General features: G+C 68.6%; 13 protein-coding genes. 9 read left to right on the top strand and 4 right to left on the bottom strand.

From position 1 onward, the window contains the following. Window positions 1-122: 122 nt before the first annotated feature. Together IB269_RS18785 and IB269_RS18780 are read right to left on the bottom strand one after the other, a co-directional pair. Complete coding sequence (locus tag IB269_RS18785; protein WP_192367961.1) at window positions 123-1,637, bottom strand: 4-hydroxyphenylacetate 3-hydroxylase family protein; 1,515 nt, start codon at window positions 1,635-1,637, stop codon at window positions 123-125. After that, window positions 1,637-2,785 (bottom strand): branched-chain amino acid ABC transporter substrate-binding protein, encoded by a 1,149-nt coding sequence (locus IB269_RS18780; RefSeq protein WP_192367960.1) that lies wholly within the window; start codon window positions 2,783-2,785, stop codon window positions 1,637-1,639. The genes IB269_RS18785 and IB269_RS18780 overlap by 1 nt, the downstream gene beginning before the upstream one ends. Window positions 2,786-3,071: 286 nt before the next feature. Between IB269_RS18780 and IB269_RS18775 the strand changes: the two genes are divergently transcribed. The 7 genes from IB269_RS18775 (at window position 3,072) to IB269_RS18745 (ending at window position 9,296) form a co-directional block, all read left to right on the top strand. Then, window positions 3,072-3,989: a branched-chain amino acid ABC transporter permease gene (locus tag IB269_RS18775; RefSeq protein ID WP_013802992.1), complete on the top strand. Its 918-nt coding sequence runs from the start codon at window positions 3,072-3,074 to the stop codon at window positions 3,987-3,989. Next, window positions 3,989-5,170 carry a branched-chain amino acid ABC transporter permease gene (locus tag IB269_RS18770; RefSeq protein WP_192367959.1) on the top strand — a complete coding sequence of 394 codons (1,182 nt, stop codon included), beginning with the start codon at window positions 3,989-3,991 and terminating at the stop codon, window positions 5,168-5,170. The genes IB269_RS18775 and IB269_RS18770 overlap by 1 nt, the downstream gene beginning before the upstream one ends. Continuing rightward, complete coding sequence (locus IB269_RS18765; RefSeq protein ID WP_192367958.1) at window positions 5,160-5,987, top strand: ABC transporter ATP-binding protein; 828 nt, start codon at window positions 5,160-5,162, stop codon at window positions 5,985-5,987. Before IB269_RS18770 ends, IB269_RS18765 begins: the two co-directional genes overlap by 11 nt. Next, a complete protein-coding gene (locus tag IB269_RS18760; RefSeq protein WP_016448200.1) occupies window positions 5,980-6,678 on the top strand; it encodes an ABC transporter ATP-binding protein in 699 nt (232 codons plus the stop codon). Before IB269_RS18765 ends, IB269_RS18760 begins: the two co-directional genes overlap by 8 nt. A gap of 115 nt (window positions 6,679-6,793) precedes the next feature. Next, window positions 6,794-8,077, top strand: coding sequence for a flavin-containing monooxygenase (locus IB269_RS18755; protein ID WP_192367957.1), 1,284 nt, complete (start codon window positions 6,794-6,796; stop codon window positions 8,075-8,077). Between the two features lie 53 nt (window positions 8,078-8,130). Then, entirely contained in the window at window positions 8,131-8,565 is a 435-nt protein-coding gene (locus IB269_RS18750; protein ID WP_012204875.1) for a RidA family protein, read from the top strand. Window positions 8,566-8,618: 53 nt separating this feature from the next. Beyond that, on the top strand, window positions 8,619-9,296 hold the full coding sequence (locus IB269_RS18745) for a DUF1028 domain-containing protein (protein ID WP_192367956.1): 678 nt from the start codon (window positions 8,619-8,621) through the stop codon (window positions 9,294-9,296). A 67-nt stretch (window positions 9,297-9,363) separates the two neighbouring features. On the opposite strand, the gene IB269_RS18740 is transcribed toward IB269_RS18745, so the two are convergent. Continuing rightward, window positions 9,364-12,333, bottom strand: a complete 2,970-nt coding sequence (locus IB269_RS18740; protein WP_192367955.1) for a diguanylate cyclase — start codon at window positions 12,331-12,333, stop codon at window positions 9,364-9,366. Window positions 12,334-12,666: 333 nt separating this feature from the next. After that, a complete protein-coding gene (locus IB269_RS18735; RefSeq protein ID WP_192367954.1) occupies window positions 12,667-13,638 on the bottom strand; it encodes a LysR family transcriptional regulator in 972 nt (323 codons plus the stop codon). 118 nt (window positions 13,639-13,756) lie between these two features. Between IB269_RS18735 and IB269_RS18730 the strand changes: the two genes are divergently transcribed. Together IB269_RS18730 and IB269_RS18725 are read left to right on the top strand one after the other, a co-directional pair. After that, window positions 13,757-15,025, top strand: coding sequence for a serine hydrolase domain-containing protein (locus IB269_RS18730; protein WP_225614189.1), 1,269 nt, complete (start codon window positions 13,757-13,759; stop codon window positions 15,023-15,025). After that, window positions 15,022-16,194 (top strand): MFS transporter, encoded by a 1,173-nt coding sequence (locus tag IB269_RS18725; RefSeq protein ID WP_192367953.1) that lies wholly within the window; start codon window positions 15,022-15,024, stop codon window positions 16,192-16,194. The genes IB269_RS18730 and IB269_RS18725 overlap by 4 nt, the downstream gene beginning before the upstream one ends. The last annotated feature ends 4 nt before the right edge of the window (window positions 16,195-16,198 follow it).

Below are 16,198 nucleotides of genomic sequence, written 5' to 3'. Positions count from 1 at the left end.
GGTGGAGAGGGGGAGGGCGGCCAGGGTGATCCGCCGCGTAGTTGACCAAGCGGCGGACCGCGCTGCAAGAGGTCCTTCCCGCAAGGCGCCTGCATTGTGCGGCGGTCGGGACCCGGCAGCCTTCAGTCGCTGGCGTTGTGACTGCGAAACCATTGCGCCACCGCACCGTCGCCCTGGGCCGGCGCCTGCGTGGCCTTCACGCGGTCCGTCAGGCCGGCGGACTTGCCCACGAAGTCCAGCGGCGCATCCCAGTTGAAATGCCGGTACACGGCCGCCGTCTGGGCGTAGGGCGGGCATTGCGCAAACAGCTGGAAGCTGAGCCGGTGGCCGGCGTGGTCCGAGTCGAGCAGGTCACGCGCATAGGCCAGCAGCCTGCGGCGGTCGTCGGCCTGCGATTGCGGGCCGAGGGTGTAGAACTTGCGCAGCCAGGGGCCGGTGTCCTCGTTCTCGAAGCTGGCGTGGTCCGGCGTCAGGCAGACCTGGCCGCCGCACAGCTCGCGCACGGTGTTCATCATGTGGTGCAGCTGGCCGGTGGCCAGAGACCGTCCCGTGAACAGCAGCGACTGGTTGGGCATCATCAGCCCGGCCGGGCTGCGCTCGGCCAGCGCGATGGCGGCCGTGAGGTGGGCGTTGATGCCTTCGCGGTAGCAGGCCAGGCCGGCCAGCCTGTCCTGCACGGCCTGCAGCTTCTCCACGCCGGTCTGGCGCGCGTTGTGCAGGGCCGTGCCTATCAGCATGTCGGCCAGCTTGAGGCTGCGCTGCAGGAAGGTGAAGGCCGAGTAGCGGTGCAGCGTCTCGCGCAGGAAATGGGCGGCCCGGGTGTGGCGGTAGAACAGCACGTTCTCCCAGGGAACCAGCACGTCGTCGAAGACCACGATGGCATCCACTTCGTCGAAGCGATGGCTCAACGGATGGTCCTGGGCCGATGCGCGGGCGGCCAGGCCCGGACGGCAGATGAAGCGCAGGCCGGGCGCGCCCAGGTCGCAGATGAAGCCTATGGCGTATTCGGACTGCGCAGCGTCGCCCCAGTGCGCCAGCCCCGGCTTGGTGAAGGCCTGGTTGGCATAGGCGGCAGCGGTCTCGTACTTGGCGCCGCGCACGATGACGCCTGCATCGGTCTCCTTGACCACATGCAGCAGCACGTCGGGGTCCTGGTCCTGCGGCAGGCGCGAACGGTCGCCCTTGGGGTCGGTGTTGGCCGATACGTGGAACAGGTCGCCACGCACCACGCGGCGGATGTGGGTGCGGATGTTGGCGGAAAAGCGCGGGTCCAGCTCGTTGAGCACGTCCTGGCCGTCGAACAGCGACCACATCTCGCCCACGCTCTCGTCGCCCACGCGCATGACCACGCCGCCCATGTCCTCCAGCAGCAGGTCGGTGGCGCGGCGCTTGTCCCACCAGTCCTGGCGCGTCAGCGGCAGCTTGTGGGCGATGGGGTGGCGCTCGCCGTCGCCTTCGTCGTAGGTGAGCGCGTCGCGCAGCGCGGCTTCGTGCTGCAGGTCGTACATGCGCGCGCGGATGTCCACCAGCGGCTTGAACATGGGGTGGGTGGTCACATCCTTGACGCGCTCGCCGTTCATCCAGACCCGCCGGCCATCGCGGATGGAGTCGCGGTACTGGCTGCCTGTCCTGATCATCAGCGGCCGGCCCACTTGCCGTCTTTGACCTCGTGCAGCTGCAGCTCCACGGGCACCTGCGTCTGGCCGTTGGCGTCGAAGGTCACGGTACCGGTCACGCCGTCGTAGCGTATGGCGCGGATGGCCTTGGCCACGGCCTGCCGGTCCTTGGTGCCTGCCGTCTTGAGCGATTGCAAAAGGATGCCGGTGGCGTCGTAGGCGTACTTGGTGTACGGGCTCTCGGAGTCGGCATAGCCCTTGGCGGCATAGGCGCGGCTCATGGCGTCCAGCCGGGGGTTGGTCTGCGATTTGGGCGTGCCGACGATGGTGCCGTCCGCGGCCGGGCCGGCGATCTGGATGAGCTGCGGGTCGAAGATGCCGCTGATGCCCAGCATGGGCTGCTTCATGCCCAGCTCGGCCATCTGCTTGCGCACGATGCCGGCCTCGGTGATCACGCCGCCGAAGTAGACCGCGTCGGGGTTCAGGCTCTTGATCTTGGTGAGGATGGAGCGGAAATCCGTGGTGCCCACGGGGTAGCTTTCCTCGGCCACCACGCTGCCTTTTTCTGCCTTGTAGAAGCTGCCGAACGAGGCCAGGTTGGCGCGGCCGTAGTCGCTGGTGTCGGCAATGATGGCGATCTTTCTTGCGCCCAGGCCCGTGGCGGCCCAGGTGGCCAGGGGCTTGTTCTCGTTGACCAGGGTGGGCGTCACGCGCGTGGTGTTGGCGAAGTTCTGGTCGGTGATCTTGGGGCCGATGGCGCCCCAGACGATGAAGGGCATCTGCACGCGGTTGAACACCGGCAGCGTGGCCAGGGCCACGGGGCTGTTCCAGTGGCCGATGGCGCCCACCACGTCGCGGTCGTTGACCAGCTTGAGCGCGGCGGACACGCCGGTCTGCGGGTCGGAGGCATCGTCCAGCACCACGCCCTCCACCTTGAACGGCACGCCGGCCGTGGCATTCCACTGGTCGATGGCCAGCAGGAAGCCGTTCTTCGCGCCCAGGCCCTGCTGTGCGTTGCCGCCGCTGACGGGGCCGATGAAGCCCAGCTTCACGGTGGACTGGGACCAGGCCGCGCCGCAGGCCAGCGTGGCGGCGGCCAGCGCCAGGGCGGATGCGGCAAGGCGCCGGCGCGATGGCAGGAGGGCGGTGGTTGTCGTGAAGGCTTGCATGGTCGGTCGGTCCTGTTCAGGTGAAGACGAGGGGCAGCCATGGCGGCCCGGGGGGCCGGGGCGGCGGGGCGCCACGGTGTATGGCGGGCTGGCCGGCGCTGTCTGGCAACGCCGCCGGATCAATGTATCGCCGCACCTGCCCGGGGCTGGATCGCGTTTTCCGAAGCAGCGCCTCGGCAAAAGCGACGCAGGTTTTGCGCGGTTTCTTGCTTCAATGGCTGCGTGACATGGAGACAAGCGAAGCCCCGCCAACCCGGCCGAACCCGACACAAGAGGAACCCTATCGATGCATGACGCGCTGTTCCAGCAACTCATCAACTGGCTGACCCTGGGCTGCATCTACAGCCTGCTTGCCCTGGGTTTCAGCCTGTTGTTTGGCGTGCTGCAGGTGATTCACTTTTCCCATGGCGACGTGGCCATGGTCGCCCCCTTCATCGCCCTGGCGGCCGTGCAGGCCCTGGCCGCCGCGCTGGGCGGCTCGGCCACCTGGCTGGTGCTGGGCCTGGCCTGCCTGGTGGCCATTGCGGCCGTGGGAGGGCTGGGCGTTGCCCTGGACCGGCTGGTGATCAGCCGCTTTCGCAATGCGCCGGCCATGATGCCGCTGGTGGCCACGGTGGCGCTGGGCATCGTGATCCGCGAGCTGATCCGCCACCTGTACCCGCAGGGCAGCAATCCGCACGCGTTCCCGGCGATTGCGCAGGGGGCCGTTCCCACCCCGTTCGGGCCGCTGCCCCTGATCAGCGTGGTCTCGGTGCTGGTGGCGGTGGCGCTGGTGGGCGTGCTGCTCTATGTGCTGCACCACACGCCCATGGGCATGCGCATACGCGCCGTGTCGCAGGACCGCGAAACCGCGCGGCTGTTCTCCATTGCGCCGGGGCCGGTGTTTCGCAACACCTTCTTCATTGCCTCGGCCACCGGCGCGGTGGGCGGCATCTTCCTGGCCAGCTATGCGGGCGTGGTGCGCTTTGACTTCGGCGTGCAGGCGGGACTGATCGGCTTTTCCGCCGCGGTGGTCGGCGGCCTGGGGCGGCTGGGGGGCGCCATTGTCGGCAGCCTGCTGATTGCGGCCATCGAGACCATCGTGCAGGGCTATGTGCCCAACGGCACCTCGTACCGGCTGGTGTTCGTGTTCGCGCTGGTGATCCTGGTGCTGATCTTTCGCCCCGCCGGCCTGTTCGGCGTTCAGAAAATGGAGAAGGTGTGATGCAGACAACGACGATACAGGCGCCGCCGCAGGCGGCACCATGGAGTGCGGGCTCGGCCGCCATCGTGCTGGGCGTGGCCCTGGCGGGCGCCGTGCTGCTGCGCCAGTTCCTGCTGGCCGAAAGCTGGATCACGGTGCTGGCGCTGCTGGCCTGCTTTGCCGTGGCCCTGGTCGCGGTGCAAAAGCGCCCGGCGGTGGAGGACCGCATCGTGGCCGCCTTCGGCCAGTGCAGGCCGCTGGCCGTGGGCACGGGCGTGGTGCTGGCCCTGGTGTTTCCGTGGGTGCTGGGCGGGGACAGCTACGCCATGCACCTGATGATCATCGCCTGCCTGTACGCGGTGCTGGCGCTGGCGCTGAACTTCCAGCTGGGCAGCGCCAACATACCGAACTTCGCCACCGGCGCGTCCTACGGCATCGGCGCCTATGCGTCGGCCCTGCTGGCCATCCACTTCGGCGTGAGCTTCTGGATCTGCCTGCTGGTGGCCGCCGCCGTGGCCACGGTCTTCGGCTTTTTGCTGGGCCTGCCGTCCATGCGCACCCGCGACAGCTACCAGGCGCTGGTGACGATCGCCTTCGGCATCGTCGTGCACCAGCTGCTGATGAACCTGGAGTGGACGGGCGGCGCCAACGGCCTGGTGGGCATTCCTTCGCCCACATTGTTCGGCCATTCGTTCAACGACCCCATCACGCTGTGGGGCCACAGCCTGCCGGGCCAGGCCAACTTCTACTACGTGGCCGTCGCCCTGCTGGGGCTGGCCATCGTCTCGGCGCAGCGCCTGCACAGCTCGCGCGTGGGACTGGCCTGGAATGCCCTGCGCGACGACGAGATCGCCGCGCGCGCCTGCGGCATCAACGTCACCTGGTTCAAGGTCAAGGCCTTTGCTGTGGACGCCTTCCTGGCGGGCTTCGCGGGCACGGTGTATGCGTTCTATGTGAGCTTCATCTCGCCGGACAACTTCACCTTCCTGGTGTCCGTGACCATCATGACGCTGGTGATCGCAGGCGGCATGGACAACACGCTGGGCGTGATCGTCGGCGCCTTCCTGCTGACCATGCTGCCGGAGAAGCTGCGGGCGTTTTCCGACTACCGCATCCTGTTCTACGGCCTGGTGGTGATCGCCTTCCTCATCATCCGCCCGCGCGGCATCTTCCCCCAACGGGTGCGCAACCATGAGCATTGATTCCCATCCCACCCACCATGCCGCGCCCGCAGGTCCGCTGGTCCTGGAGGGGCGTGGCCTGACCATGCGCTTTGGCGGCCTGACGGCGGTGCAGGGCGTGGACATCCACCTGGCGGCGGGCGAGGTGCTGGGCATCATCGGGCCCAACGGCGCGGGCAAGTCCACCTTGCTGAACCTGCTGACCGGCATCTACCAGCCCACCGAGGGCGAGGTGCTGCTGCAAGGCCGCTCGCTCAGGGGCATGGCCGCGCACGACATCGCGGGCGCCGGCATTGCGCGCACCTTCCAGACCAGCCGGCTGTTCGGCTCGCTGAGCGTGCTGGACAACGTGATCATCGGCATGCACGCGCGCACCCGCTGCGGCGTGCTCACCGCGCTGCTGCGCCCGGCCGTATCGCGCGCCGAGATGAAGCGCTGCGCCGAGCGCGCCTGCGCGCTGCTGCAAAGCGTGTCCAGCGACCTGCACCAGCGCCGCAACGTGCTGGCCAGCAGCCTGCCGCAGGCCGACCGCCGCCGCCTGGAGATTGCGCGCGCCCTGGCCGCCGAGCCCCGCATCGTGCTGCTGGACGAGCCCTCCAGCGGCATGGACGACCGCGACACCGATGCGCTGATCGCCGACATCCAGCGCCTGCGCGAAGGCAATCCGGCGCTGGGCTTCATCATCATCGAGCACGACATGCGGCTCATCGCCACCTTGCCGCACCGCGTGATGGTGCTGGACTACGGACGCAAGATCGGCGATGACAGCTTCGAGGCGGTGCGCCGGCTGCCGCGCGTGCAGGAAGCCTATCTGGGCAGAAAGGCCAGCCATGCTTGAACTGGACTCCATCAGCACGCGCTATGGCGTGGTGAACATGCTCAACCAGGTCTCGCTGCAGGTGCCCGAGCACAGCATCGTCTGCCTGCTGGGCCCCAATGGCGCGGGCAAGACCACCACCTTCAAGGCGATTGCGGGCCTGCTGCCCGTGCACCACGGCGCCATCCGCGTCATGGGCCAGCCGCTGGCGCGCATGCGCACCGAGGACCTGGCCGGCCTGGGCGTGGGCTTCGTGCCCGAAGGGCGGCGCCTGTTTGCCGAGCTGACCGTGCAGGAGAACCTGAAGATCGGCCACGACGCGCTGCGCCCGCAGCAGGGCTTTGCCCAGGCGCTGGAGCGCGTGGTGGCCCTGTTCCCCCGGGTCGGCGAGCGCCTGTCGCAGGCAGCGGGAACCCTGTCCGGCGGCGAGCAGGCCATGGTGGCGCTGGGCCGCGTGCTCATGGGCGAGCCGCGCCTGGTGGTGATGGACGAGCCCACGCTGGGGCTGTCGCCCAAGCTCATCGAGGAGTACTTCGAGACGGTGCAGCGCATCCACAGCCAAGGCATCACCGTGCTGCTCATCGAGCAGAACGCCGAGGCGGCGCTGTCCATCGCCCACACCGGCTATCTGCTGCTCAAGGGCCAGCTGGTGGCCTCGGGCACGGCCAGCGAGCTGCTGGCCAACGACGTGGTGAAGCACCTGTACCTGTAGCGCCGCACGGGCGGCCTTCACCTCCTTCCCTTTTTTGTTGCGGACCACACCAAGGCAGTCGGCACGGCGCCGATGCGGGACGGCCTGCGCCTTTTTTTCCTGAGAGACCCACACCATGACAGCTGAAATCCAAACCATCAACACGCTCGTGGTCGGCGCCGGGCAGGCCGGCATCGCGGCCAGCGAACACCTGAGCCAGCTTGGCGTAGAGCACCTGGTGCTGGAGCGCCAGCGCATCGCCCAGGCCTGGCGCACGGGGCGCTGGGACTCGCTGGTGGCCAACGGGCCGGCCTGGCATGACCGCTTTCCGGGCCTGCAGTTCAAAGGCGACCGCGACGGCTTTCCCGGCAAGGACGAGGTGGCCGACTACTTCGAGGACTATGTCCGCCAGATCAAGGCGCCCGTGCGCACCGGCGTGGAGGTCAGGCGGGTCACGCGCAACCAGGGCCGGCCGGGCTTCACGGTGGAAACGTCCGAGGGCGTGATCGAGGCCCGCAACGTGATCGCGGCCACGGGGCCGTTCCAGGTGCCGGTGATCCCGCCGATAGCGCCGGCTGCGCCCGCTGCACCCGCCGATGGCAGCCTGCTGCAGATCCATTCCGCGCACTACCACCGCCCCGCGCAGCTGCCCGAAGGCGCCGTGCTGGTGGTGGGCGCAGGCTCCTCGGGCGTGCAGATCGCCGATGAACTGCAGCGCGCGGGCCGCAAGGTGTTCCTGTCGGTAGGCGCCCATGACCGGCCGCCGCGCGCCTACCGCGGCCGTGATTTCTGCTGGTGGCTGGGCGTGCTGGGCGAATGGGATGCGGCCATTGCCAAGCCCGGCCGCGAGCATGTGACCATTGCCGTCAGCGGCGCGCGCGGCGGCCACACCGTGGACTTTCGCGCGCTGGGACACCAGGGCATCACCCTGGTGGGGCTGACCGAGTCCTTCGCCGATGGCCGGGTGCGCTTTAGGGACGACCTGGCCGAGAACATCGCCAACGGCGACGCCAACTACCTGGCCATGCTGGATGCGGCCGACGACTACATCCGCCGCAACGGCCTGGACCTGCCCGAGGAGCCCGAAGCGCGCAGGCGCCTGCCCGATCCGGAGTGCGTGACCCATCCGCTGCGCGAACTCGACCTGGCCGCCGCAGGCATCACCTCCATCATCTGGGCCACGGGCTACAGGGTGGACTTCGGCTGGCTGCAGGTGGACAGCTTCGAGCCCGGCGGCAAGCCGCGCCACCACCGCGGCGTGGGCCATGAGCCCGGCATCTACTTCCTGGGCCTTCCCTGGCTGTCGCGCCGTGGCTCGTCCTTCATCTGGGGCGTGTGGCATGACGCCAAGTTCGTGGCCGACCACATCGCCAAGCAGCGCCGCTACAGCGACTACGACGCCGCTGCCCGCAGCAGGTAGCAGGTAGCGCGCTCTGAGACACCTTCCCATCCACCCCCTGCAGGAGCCAGACCATGCCCACCCATACCCGCATCCGCATGTTCAACACCAAGGACACCTATCCCAACCAGTCGCTGGACAACGACCTGTGCCAGGCCGTGCGCGCCGGCAACACCGTCTATGTGCGCGGCCAGATCGGCACCGATTTCGAGGGCAACCTGGTCGGCCTGGGCGATCCGCAAAAGCAGGCCGAGCAGGCGATGAAGAACGTCAAGCAGCTGCTGGAGGAGGCGGGCAGCGACCTGTCGCACATCGTCAAGACCACCACCTACATCATCGACCCGCGCTACCGCGAGCCCGTCTACCGGGAAGTGGGCAAGTGGCTCAAGGGCGTGTTTCCCATCTCCACGGGGCTGTGCATATCGGCCCTGGGGCAGCCGCAATGGCTGATGGAGATCGACGTGATCGCGGTCATCCCCGATGACTGGCAGCCGCCGGCCAGCGCCTGAGCGTCAACCACAGCAAGCACCTGGTACAGCCGCATCGGCAGGAGGAAGAAACCATGACTTTTTCGATTGTGGGGCGCTGCGAGCGCACCGGGCAGCTGGGCGTGGCCATCAGCTCGTCCAGCATTGCGGTGGGCGCGCGCTGCCCCTGGGTACGCGCGGGCGTGGGCGTGGTGTCCACGCAGAACATCACGCTGCCCGCCCTGGGCCCGCGCGTGCTGGACCTGCTGGAGAAGGGCGCCGACCCCCAGGCCGCGCTGCGCCAGGCGCTGGGCGACGGCAGCTGGCCCCAGTACCGCCAGGTCACCGTGGTGGACGCGCAGGGCCGTACCGGCGTCTTCAGCGGCAGCCAGGCGTTGGGCATCTTCACCAGCGCCGTGGGGCGGCAGTGCGTGGCGGCCGGCAACCTGCTGGCCAGCGAGCGCACCATCGAGGCCATGGTGCCGGCCTTCGAGCGCAGCGCCGACCTGCCGCTGGCCGAGCGCCTGCTGGCCGCCATGCGGGCCGCCATGGCCGCGGGCGGCGAGGCCGGGCCCGTGCATTCGGCCGCGCTCAAGGTGGCGGGCGAGCACAGCTGGCCCATGGCGGACCTGCGCGTGGACTGGTCGGAGCACGATCCCATCGGCGCGCTGCAAAGCCTCTGGGCCGCCTACGCGCCGCAGATGCAGGACTACCAGACGCGCGCCATCCATCCCACGGCCGCGCCCAGCTACGGAGTGCCCGGCGATGAGTGAGGCGGCCGGGTAGCTGACACATCGCCTTGCCCGGGCGCACGGGCGTGTCGCGGCACTGGCATCGCGCTCACTTGGCGTCCGAAATCACGGGGGTATCGGGCGTCCAGCACGTGGTGCGGTTGCGGCCATTGCGCTTGGAGAAGTACATGGCGGCGTCGGCCCGCTCCAGGCAGCGCTCGACCGATGCCTCGCCCTCGTCCATGAGGCATACGCCCAGGCTCACGGTGAAGCGGATCGGGCTGTCCTGGCCCTGTACGGACACGGCCAGCGCTGCCACGGCCTCACGCAGGTTCTCCGCGCGCCGCAGTGCGGTGGGGGCGTCCACGTCCGTCAGCAAGACGGCGAATTCCTCGCCGCCCAGGCGGCCCAGCATGTCGCCCTGGCGCAGCTGCTTGGACACCGCGATCACCAGATGCCTGAGCACCTCGTCGCCCACGCCATGGCCGAAGCTGTCGTTGACGCGCTTGAAATGGTCGATATCCAGCATGATCAGTGCCGACGGATGGCTCAGTCCCAGGCGCAGGTGCTCCAGCTCCGACTCCATGCGCGTGATGAAGGCCCGCCGGTTGCTGGCACCCGTGAGCGCATCGGTCAATGCCAGGGCTTCGAGCTGCGTTTCGCGCCTCTTGTAGTCGGTCACGTCGTGGAATACCCAGCAGTAGCCAAGCAGCCGCTCCTGCCTGCGAAGCGGCAGCAGCTCCGTTTCTATATGGCGGCCGTTGGACAGGGCAAAGATCGTTCGTTGCGACAGGGCACCTGCCCCCGGTTGCGGCGCAGGTTGCAAGGCCCTTGCCATGGCCGGGGGCAAATAGGACAGCAATGTCTGCAGGCTTTTCCCCACAAGGTCCGCGGCGGACAGCGGCAGCTCGAACAGGTCCACCAGCATTGCGTTGCTTGCCCTGATGCACTGCCCCGCATCGTCGGTCACCAGGATGCCCGCCGGAAATTTCTCGATGATGGCCTCCAGCCGTTGCTGGACCTCGTGCAATGCGCTTTCCGCCTGATGGCGGGCATCTACGTCGAACAGTGTCCAGATCACATTGCCCTGGGGATCTTCGGGGTCCAGCAGTGCGCCCTGCATGTCGAACCAGCGCATGTGTCCACCCTTGACCTTCAGTGCCCACTCGGTACGCACCGTGCCCTTCAGGCTCAGGCGCTCGTACAGCGATGCGAAGCTGTGGAAGCTGTCGCTGGACGGATGCAGTTGCTGGAATGAGCACTGCGGCTCCAGTGCGCCCGCCGCAAGACCAAAGCACTCGGCTGCCTGGGCATTGGCGTAGACGATGCTGCGGCGATGGCTGGCGACAAGCACCAGGGCGCTTCCGCGCTCCAGCAGGGCGCCCACCATGTGGGTCTGCTCCACCCGTTCCTGGATATCGGTGTGCATTCCGAGCATGCGCAGTGCCTTGTTGTCGGCATCGCGCAGGGTGACCTCCCCGCGCGATTCGATCCATCGCCAGGAGCCATCGGCCTGCCTTATGCGCATCTCGACACGGAATGGGTCGCCGTGTTCGATGTGGCGCCTGAGCCGTTCCTGGACGCGAGGCTGGTCCAGTGGGTGCAGCAGATGCATGAAGCCGGCCACGGTGAACGAACCGAGTGCCTGGTCCGGCATGCCCAGCATCTGGTAGCAGCGGGCATCCCACAGCACCTGGTCCTGTTCGCGGTCCCACTGCCAAAGTCCGTCACGCACGGCGCCGATGGTCAGCCGCAGACGCTCCTCGCTCTCGTGAAGCGCCTTGCGCAGGCCTTCGTCCTGGGTGACATCGAGGATGTAGCCATGCCAGAGCACGGTTGCGTCTTCGGTGCGTTGCGGGCGTGCATGGCCCTGCAGCCAGCGCACGGAGCCGTCGGCGGACTGCACGCGGTACTTGCAGGCCCAGTCCCCATGGCTGCGCATCGCTGCGTCGATGGACTGCCGGAGCGCGGAGATATCTTCCGGATGAACCCGCTGTGCCAGGTCCTGCAAGGCAGTGCCTGCCGTATCCGCATCGATGCAGTGCATGGCATAAAAGCCGGGGTTGGCAAACGACAGGGTGTAGTGTCCGGCAGGGTCCCAGCTGTACTGGAACAGGCCGCCCGGGACTTCCTCGGACAGGAGATGAAAGCGCTCTTCGGACTGGACCCGCTGGTCCTCCTCCCACCAGCGCTGGAACGCCAGCCAGGCCGTCAGCATCCCGCCCAGAAAAATCAGCAGCGTGCCTATCCCGTTGCGCCACAGGCTCTGCCGTATGGTCTCGTTGAGCGGGCCGAACACGGCCTCGTGGTCCAGCCCCGTGCTCACCAGGATCGGAAAGCCGCTCACGCGGCTCCAGGCATACATGCGCTGTATGCCGTCAGTGCTCGCCAGCGCCTCGTAGGTGCCATGCGTGACGTCGGGGGCAAACAGCGCCACCCGCGCCGCGGGCAGCTGGCGCCCGAGCACCCGATCCTGGTTCTGCGAGCGTGCAAGATAGGTGCCGTCCTCGCGCAGCAGCAAGATCACGTCGCGCGGGCTGTCGAAGATGGCCTGCAGCTGCCGCGACAGGTACTGCGGCGACAGCGACACCACCAGCACGCCTGCAAACGCGCCTCGGTGGTGCAGGGCGCGGCTCAGCTGGATACCCCATTGCCCGGAAACCCGTCCCTGCACCGGACGGCCGATGAAGGTTCCCTGCGTCAGGCCCTTCAGATGCGCCTGGAAATGTTCGCGGTCGAGAATGGACACGCCCTGCGCAGGCGGCTCCGAGGCTGCCAGGCTCGAATACACCACCTGGCCCTTCGCATCGGCCACTGCCACCTGGACGATGGTGCCGGGCGGATAGGCCTCCTGGACGCTGGCGACGGCCCGCCCGAACGCCTGCGAGTCACCCGACTCGTAGTCCCGGGCCAGGTCCCGCAGGGAATAGTTCAGGCCCGACAGCATGGTCCCGGCCTGCGCGGAAACCGCCTGGGACATCTGCGAGACGCGCAGCCATGCCTGATCCCGTGTGTAGCGTTGCATGTACTGGTGGCTGGCCAGCAACGCGGCCCAGTACAGCCCCGCTGCGAGCACCATCAAGCAGACGCCTGCAATGACGGCCAACGATGTTCTTGCGTGCGAGCGCGAGGAAAGGGCGGGACGATGGATAGCGGTGGAACGAGAAGACATGCAACGCAGCGAGACAAGAAAAGAGATCTGCAACGCCAGCCGTCAACCGCAATGGCCCACCGATACAGCGCCCCGCACGCCACAGCGCTCGAGACGCAGGTCCTGCCTGCCGGTGGGCCAGAGCAACCGATATGACTCTGTGAATACGTCGCTCTATAAGCATGCTAACTCAGATGGGGGCCCGCGCGATAGTCAGCAAGGCAGGGCAGGGCCTGCAGGCTGCAGCAGCCGGCGGGCAGCCTATCTGCGCGTCCCGGATGTCTGGGGTGTCTTGGGTGTCTTGGGCGCAGCGGTCCTGGCAGCGTCCTGGGCCTGCCCGGGCTGCGCCTGTGGAAACACCCGCGCGCACAGGAAGTCCACCAGTGCCCGCAGCTTGGGCGAGGGGTGCCTGCTGGCGGGCCACAGCACATGGAAGACATTGGTGTGCTCCATGCAGTCCGCCAGCACGGGTTGCAGCCGGCCGTCGGCCAGCGGCTCGCGGATGGAAAAATCCGGCAGGTAGGCGATGCCCAGGCCCTGCAGCGCAAAGCACAGCCGGGTTTCGATGTTGTTGCAGATCATGGAGGTGGGCAGCTGCAGCTCGGGCGCGCCCGCTGCGCGCCGCAGCACCCAGGGCTCCAGCTTGCCGCTGTGGGGGTAGCGGTAGTGCAGGCAGCTGTGCTGCAGCAGATCCTCGGGCACCCGGGGCGTGCCGCGCTGCGCCAGGTAGCCGGGCGAGGCCACCAGCAGGTAGCCGAAGGCGCCCAGCCGGCGCGCGGACAGGCGTGAGTCGGCGGGCGCGCCCGTGCGCACCACGGCGTCGAAGCCGTCCTCGATCACATCGACCAGCTGGTCGGTGAAGTCCAGGTCCAGCTCGATCTCGGGATAGGCGCGCATGAACTCTCCCAGCACCGGCAGCACCAGCGAACTGACCAGGGGCAGGCTGACCCGCAGCCGGCCACGCGGCGCGGTGCTGGCCTGCGACAGCTCCAGCTGCGCGGCCTCGATCTCGGCCAGGATGCGCCGGCTGCGCTCGAGGAACAGCGCGCCCTCTGCCGTGAGCGTGATGCTGCGCGTGCTGCGGTGGAACAGGCGCACGCCCAGCCGGTCCTCCAGCCTTGCCACGCTCTTGCCGATGGCCGATGCCGAGATGCCCAGCAGCCGGCCGGCCGCCACGAAACTGCGGGTCTCGGCGACCTGCACGAACACCACGAAACCGTTGAGGCTGTCCAAACGCCGCTCCTTCATTGCGGACGCCCAGTTCCGCATAAACCGGAAATCTACCCCACTTTTTCTTTAATCGTGGTCTTTCTATCGTCGGAACCCTGTTCATTTGATCCCGGGAATTCCCATGACGATTGCCCTTTCTGCAGCGCCTTCAGCACCTGCTGCACCCGCTGCACCCGCTGCACCCGCTGCGCTGCCTGCGACCCTGTTGTCCTCGCCCCTGTCCGACCGCATCCAGGCCGTGGTCCGGCAGGCGATTGAGGCGCAGCGCCTGGTCGGCGCCGTGGTGCTGGTGGCGCGTGGCGGCGCGCTGGTCCACCGCCAGGCCGCAGGCTGGGCCGACCGCGAGCGCGGGCTGCCCATGGCCGTGGATGCGGTGTTTCGCCTGGCCTCGGCCAGCAAGCCCATCGTCTCGGCTGCCGCGCTGGTGCTGGTGGCGCGGGGACTGCTGGCGCTGGACGAGGGGGTGGAGCGCTGGCTGCCCCGGTTCCGCCCCCGGCTGGCCGATGGCGAGCCCGCCCGCATCACCGTGCGGCAGCTTCTCAGCCACACGGCGGGGCTGGGCTACCGCTTCTTCGAGGCCGATGCACAAGGCCCCTATGCGCGCGCGGGCGTATCGGACGGCATGGACCGCCAGGGCATCGGACTGGAAGAGAACCTGGAGCGCATCGCCAGCGTGCCGCTGCTGTACGCGCCGGGCACGGCCTGGGGCTACTCGCTGGCCACTGATGTACTGGGCGCCCTCATTGAACAGGTGCATGGCAGGCCGCTGGACCAGGCCGTGCGCGAGCTGGTGACCGGGCCGCTGGGCATGACCGATACCGGCTTTGCCGTCACCGATGCGCTGGCCGCGCAGCGCGTGGCCAAGGCCTATGTCAGCGATGTGCCGCAGCCCCATCCGCTGGCCGAGGGCGAGACCGTGTCGCCCTTCGAGGGGAGCATCGGCATTGCCTTCAGCCCTTCGCGCATCTTTGACGCCCAGGCCTTTGCCTCCGGCGGCGCCGGCATGGCGGGGACGGCAGGCGATTTCCTGCGGCTGCTGGAAGCCCTGCGCCAGGGCGGCAACACCCTGCTGCCCGATGCCCTGGTCGCCGAGATGGCGCGGGACCAGACCGGCGGGCTGGCCCTGCCCAATGCGCCGGGCTTCGGCTTTGGCCTGGGCTTTTCCGTGCTGCGCGATGCGGCGCAGGCGGCATCGCCGGAGTCGGTGGGCACCTGGCGCTGGGGCGGAGCCTATGGGCATTCCTGGTTCGTGGACCGGGCGCAGGAGCTCAGTGTCGTGGCCTTCACCAACACCTTGTACGAGGGCATGTCGGGGCGCTTCGTCAACGATTTGCGCGACGCGGTCTACGGGGGTTGTGAGGTCCAAGGGGTTTCGGGAGCGCCGCAATGACCGGAACACGCCAGGACCGCCTGCCCGTTGCCTCCCTGCTGGCGCTGGCCATGGCGGCCTTCATCACCATATTGACCGAGGCGCTGCCGGCCGGCCTGCTGCCGCAGATGGCCCAGGGCCTGGCCGTGACCGAGGCCTGGGTGGGCCAGACCGTCACCCTCTACGCCATAGGTTCCCTGGTGGCCGCCATACCGCTGACGGCCGCCACGCAGGGCATGCGCCGCCGCCCCCTGCTGCTGGCGGCGATCGCGGGCTTTGTCGTCGCCAACACGGTCACGGCCTTGTCCACGCACTTTGCGCTGACCCTGGTGGCGCGCTTTCTGGCGGGGGTCTCGGCCGGGCTGCTTTGGGCGCTGCTGGCCGGCTACGCGGCACGCATGGTGCCCGGCCATCTCAAGGGCCGCGCCATCGCCATTGCCATGGTGGGCACGCCGCTGGCGCTGTCGCTGGGTGTGCCGGCCGGCACCGTGCTGGGCCAGTGGGTGGGCTGGCGGCTGTGCTTCGGCCTCATGAGCGTGCTGGCGCTGGCGCTCATGGTCTGGGTGCGCGCCCGCCTGCCCGACTTTGCGGGGCAAGCGGCAGGCAGCCACCTGCCGCTGCGGCGCGTGTTCACCCTGGCGGGCGTGCGCCCCGTGCTGTTCGTGGTGCTGGCCTTCGTGCTGGCGCACAACATTCTCTACACCTACATCGCGCCCTTCCTGGCGGTGGCGGGCATGGCCGCGCGCACGGACCTGGTGCTGCTGGTGTTCGGCGCCACCTCCGTGCTGGGCATCTGGATCACCGGCGTGCTGATCGACCGCCACCTGCGTGCGCTCACGCTGGCCAGCATTGCGCTGTTTGCCTTGTCCACGCTGATGCTGGGCGTGGCCGGGGATGCACCGGCCCTGGTGTATGCGGCGGTGGCCGTCTGGGGCCTGGCCTTTGGCGGTGCCGCCACGCTGCTGCAGACCGCCATTGCCCACACGGCGGGCGAGGCCGCCGACGTGGCGCAGTCCATGCTGGTCACGGCCTGGAACATGGCGATTGCCGGCGGCGGCATCGTGGGCGGCCTGCTGCTGGCGCGCATGGGCGTGGGCGCCTTCACGCCCGTGCTGCTGGCGCTGCTGGGCGCATCGCTGGCCGTGGTGTGGGCGGCCAGGCGGCATGGGTTTCCTGCGGTGTGCAGGTAGGGCA

The organism is Delftia sp. DLF01, from assembly GCF_014852125.1.
GTDB classification, from domain to species: Bacteria; Pseudomonadota; Gammaproteobacteria; order Burkholderiales; family Burkholderiaceae_C; genus Comamonas; species Comamonas acidovorans.
This window is presented reverse-complemented; position numbering and strand designations above follow the sequence as displayed.

Coding starts and splice junctions, on each gene's coding strand:
- IB269_RS18760 (WP_016448200.1), top strand. CDS start 5,980: ATGCTTGAACTGGACTCCATCAGCACGCGCTATGGCGTGGTGAACATG.
- IB269_RS18775 (WP_013802992.1), top strand. CDS start 3,072: ATGCATGACGCGCTGTTCCAGCAACTCATCAACTGGCTGACCCTGGGC.
- IB269_RS18780 (WP_192367960.1), bottom strand. CDS start 2,785: ATGCAAGCCTTCACGACAACCACCGCCCTCCTGCCATCGCGCCGGCGC.
- IB269_RS18730 (WP_225614189.1), top strand. CDS start 13,757: ATGACGATTGCCCTTTCTGCAGCGCCTTCAGCACCTGCTGCACCCGCT.
- IB269_RS18755 (WP_192367957.1), top strand. CDS start 6,794: ATGACAGCTGAAATCCAAACCATCAACACGCTCGTGGTCGGCGCCGGG.
- IB269_RS18785 (WP_192367961.1), bottom strand. CDS start 1,637: ATGATCAGGACAGGCAGCCAGTACCGCGACTCCATCCGCGATGGCCGG.
- IB269_RS18745 (WP_192367956.1), top strand. CDS start 8,619: ATGACTTTTTCGATTGTGGGGCGCTGCGAGCGCACCGGGCAGCTGGGC.
- IB269_RS18770 (WP_192367959.1), top strand. CDS start 3,989: ATGCAGACAACGACGATACAGGCGCCGCCGCAGGCGGCACCATGGAGT.
- IB269_RS18725 (WP_192367953.1), top strand. CDS start 15,022: ATGACCGGAACACGCCAGGACCGCCTGCCCGTTGCCTCCCTGCTGGCG.
- IB269_RS18750 (WP_012204875.1), top strand. CDS start 8,131: ATGCCCACCCATACCCGCATCCGCATGTTCAACACCAAGGACACCTAT.
- IB269_RS18740 (WP_192367955.1), bottom strand. CDS start 12,333: ATGGTGCTCGCAGCGGGGCTGTACTGGGCCGCGTTGCTGGCCAGCCAC.
- IB269_RS18765 (WP_192367958.1), top strand. CDS start 5,160: ATGAGCATTGATTCCCATCCCACCCACCATGCCGCGCCCGCAGGTCCG.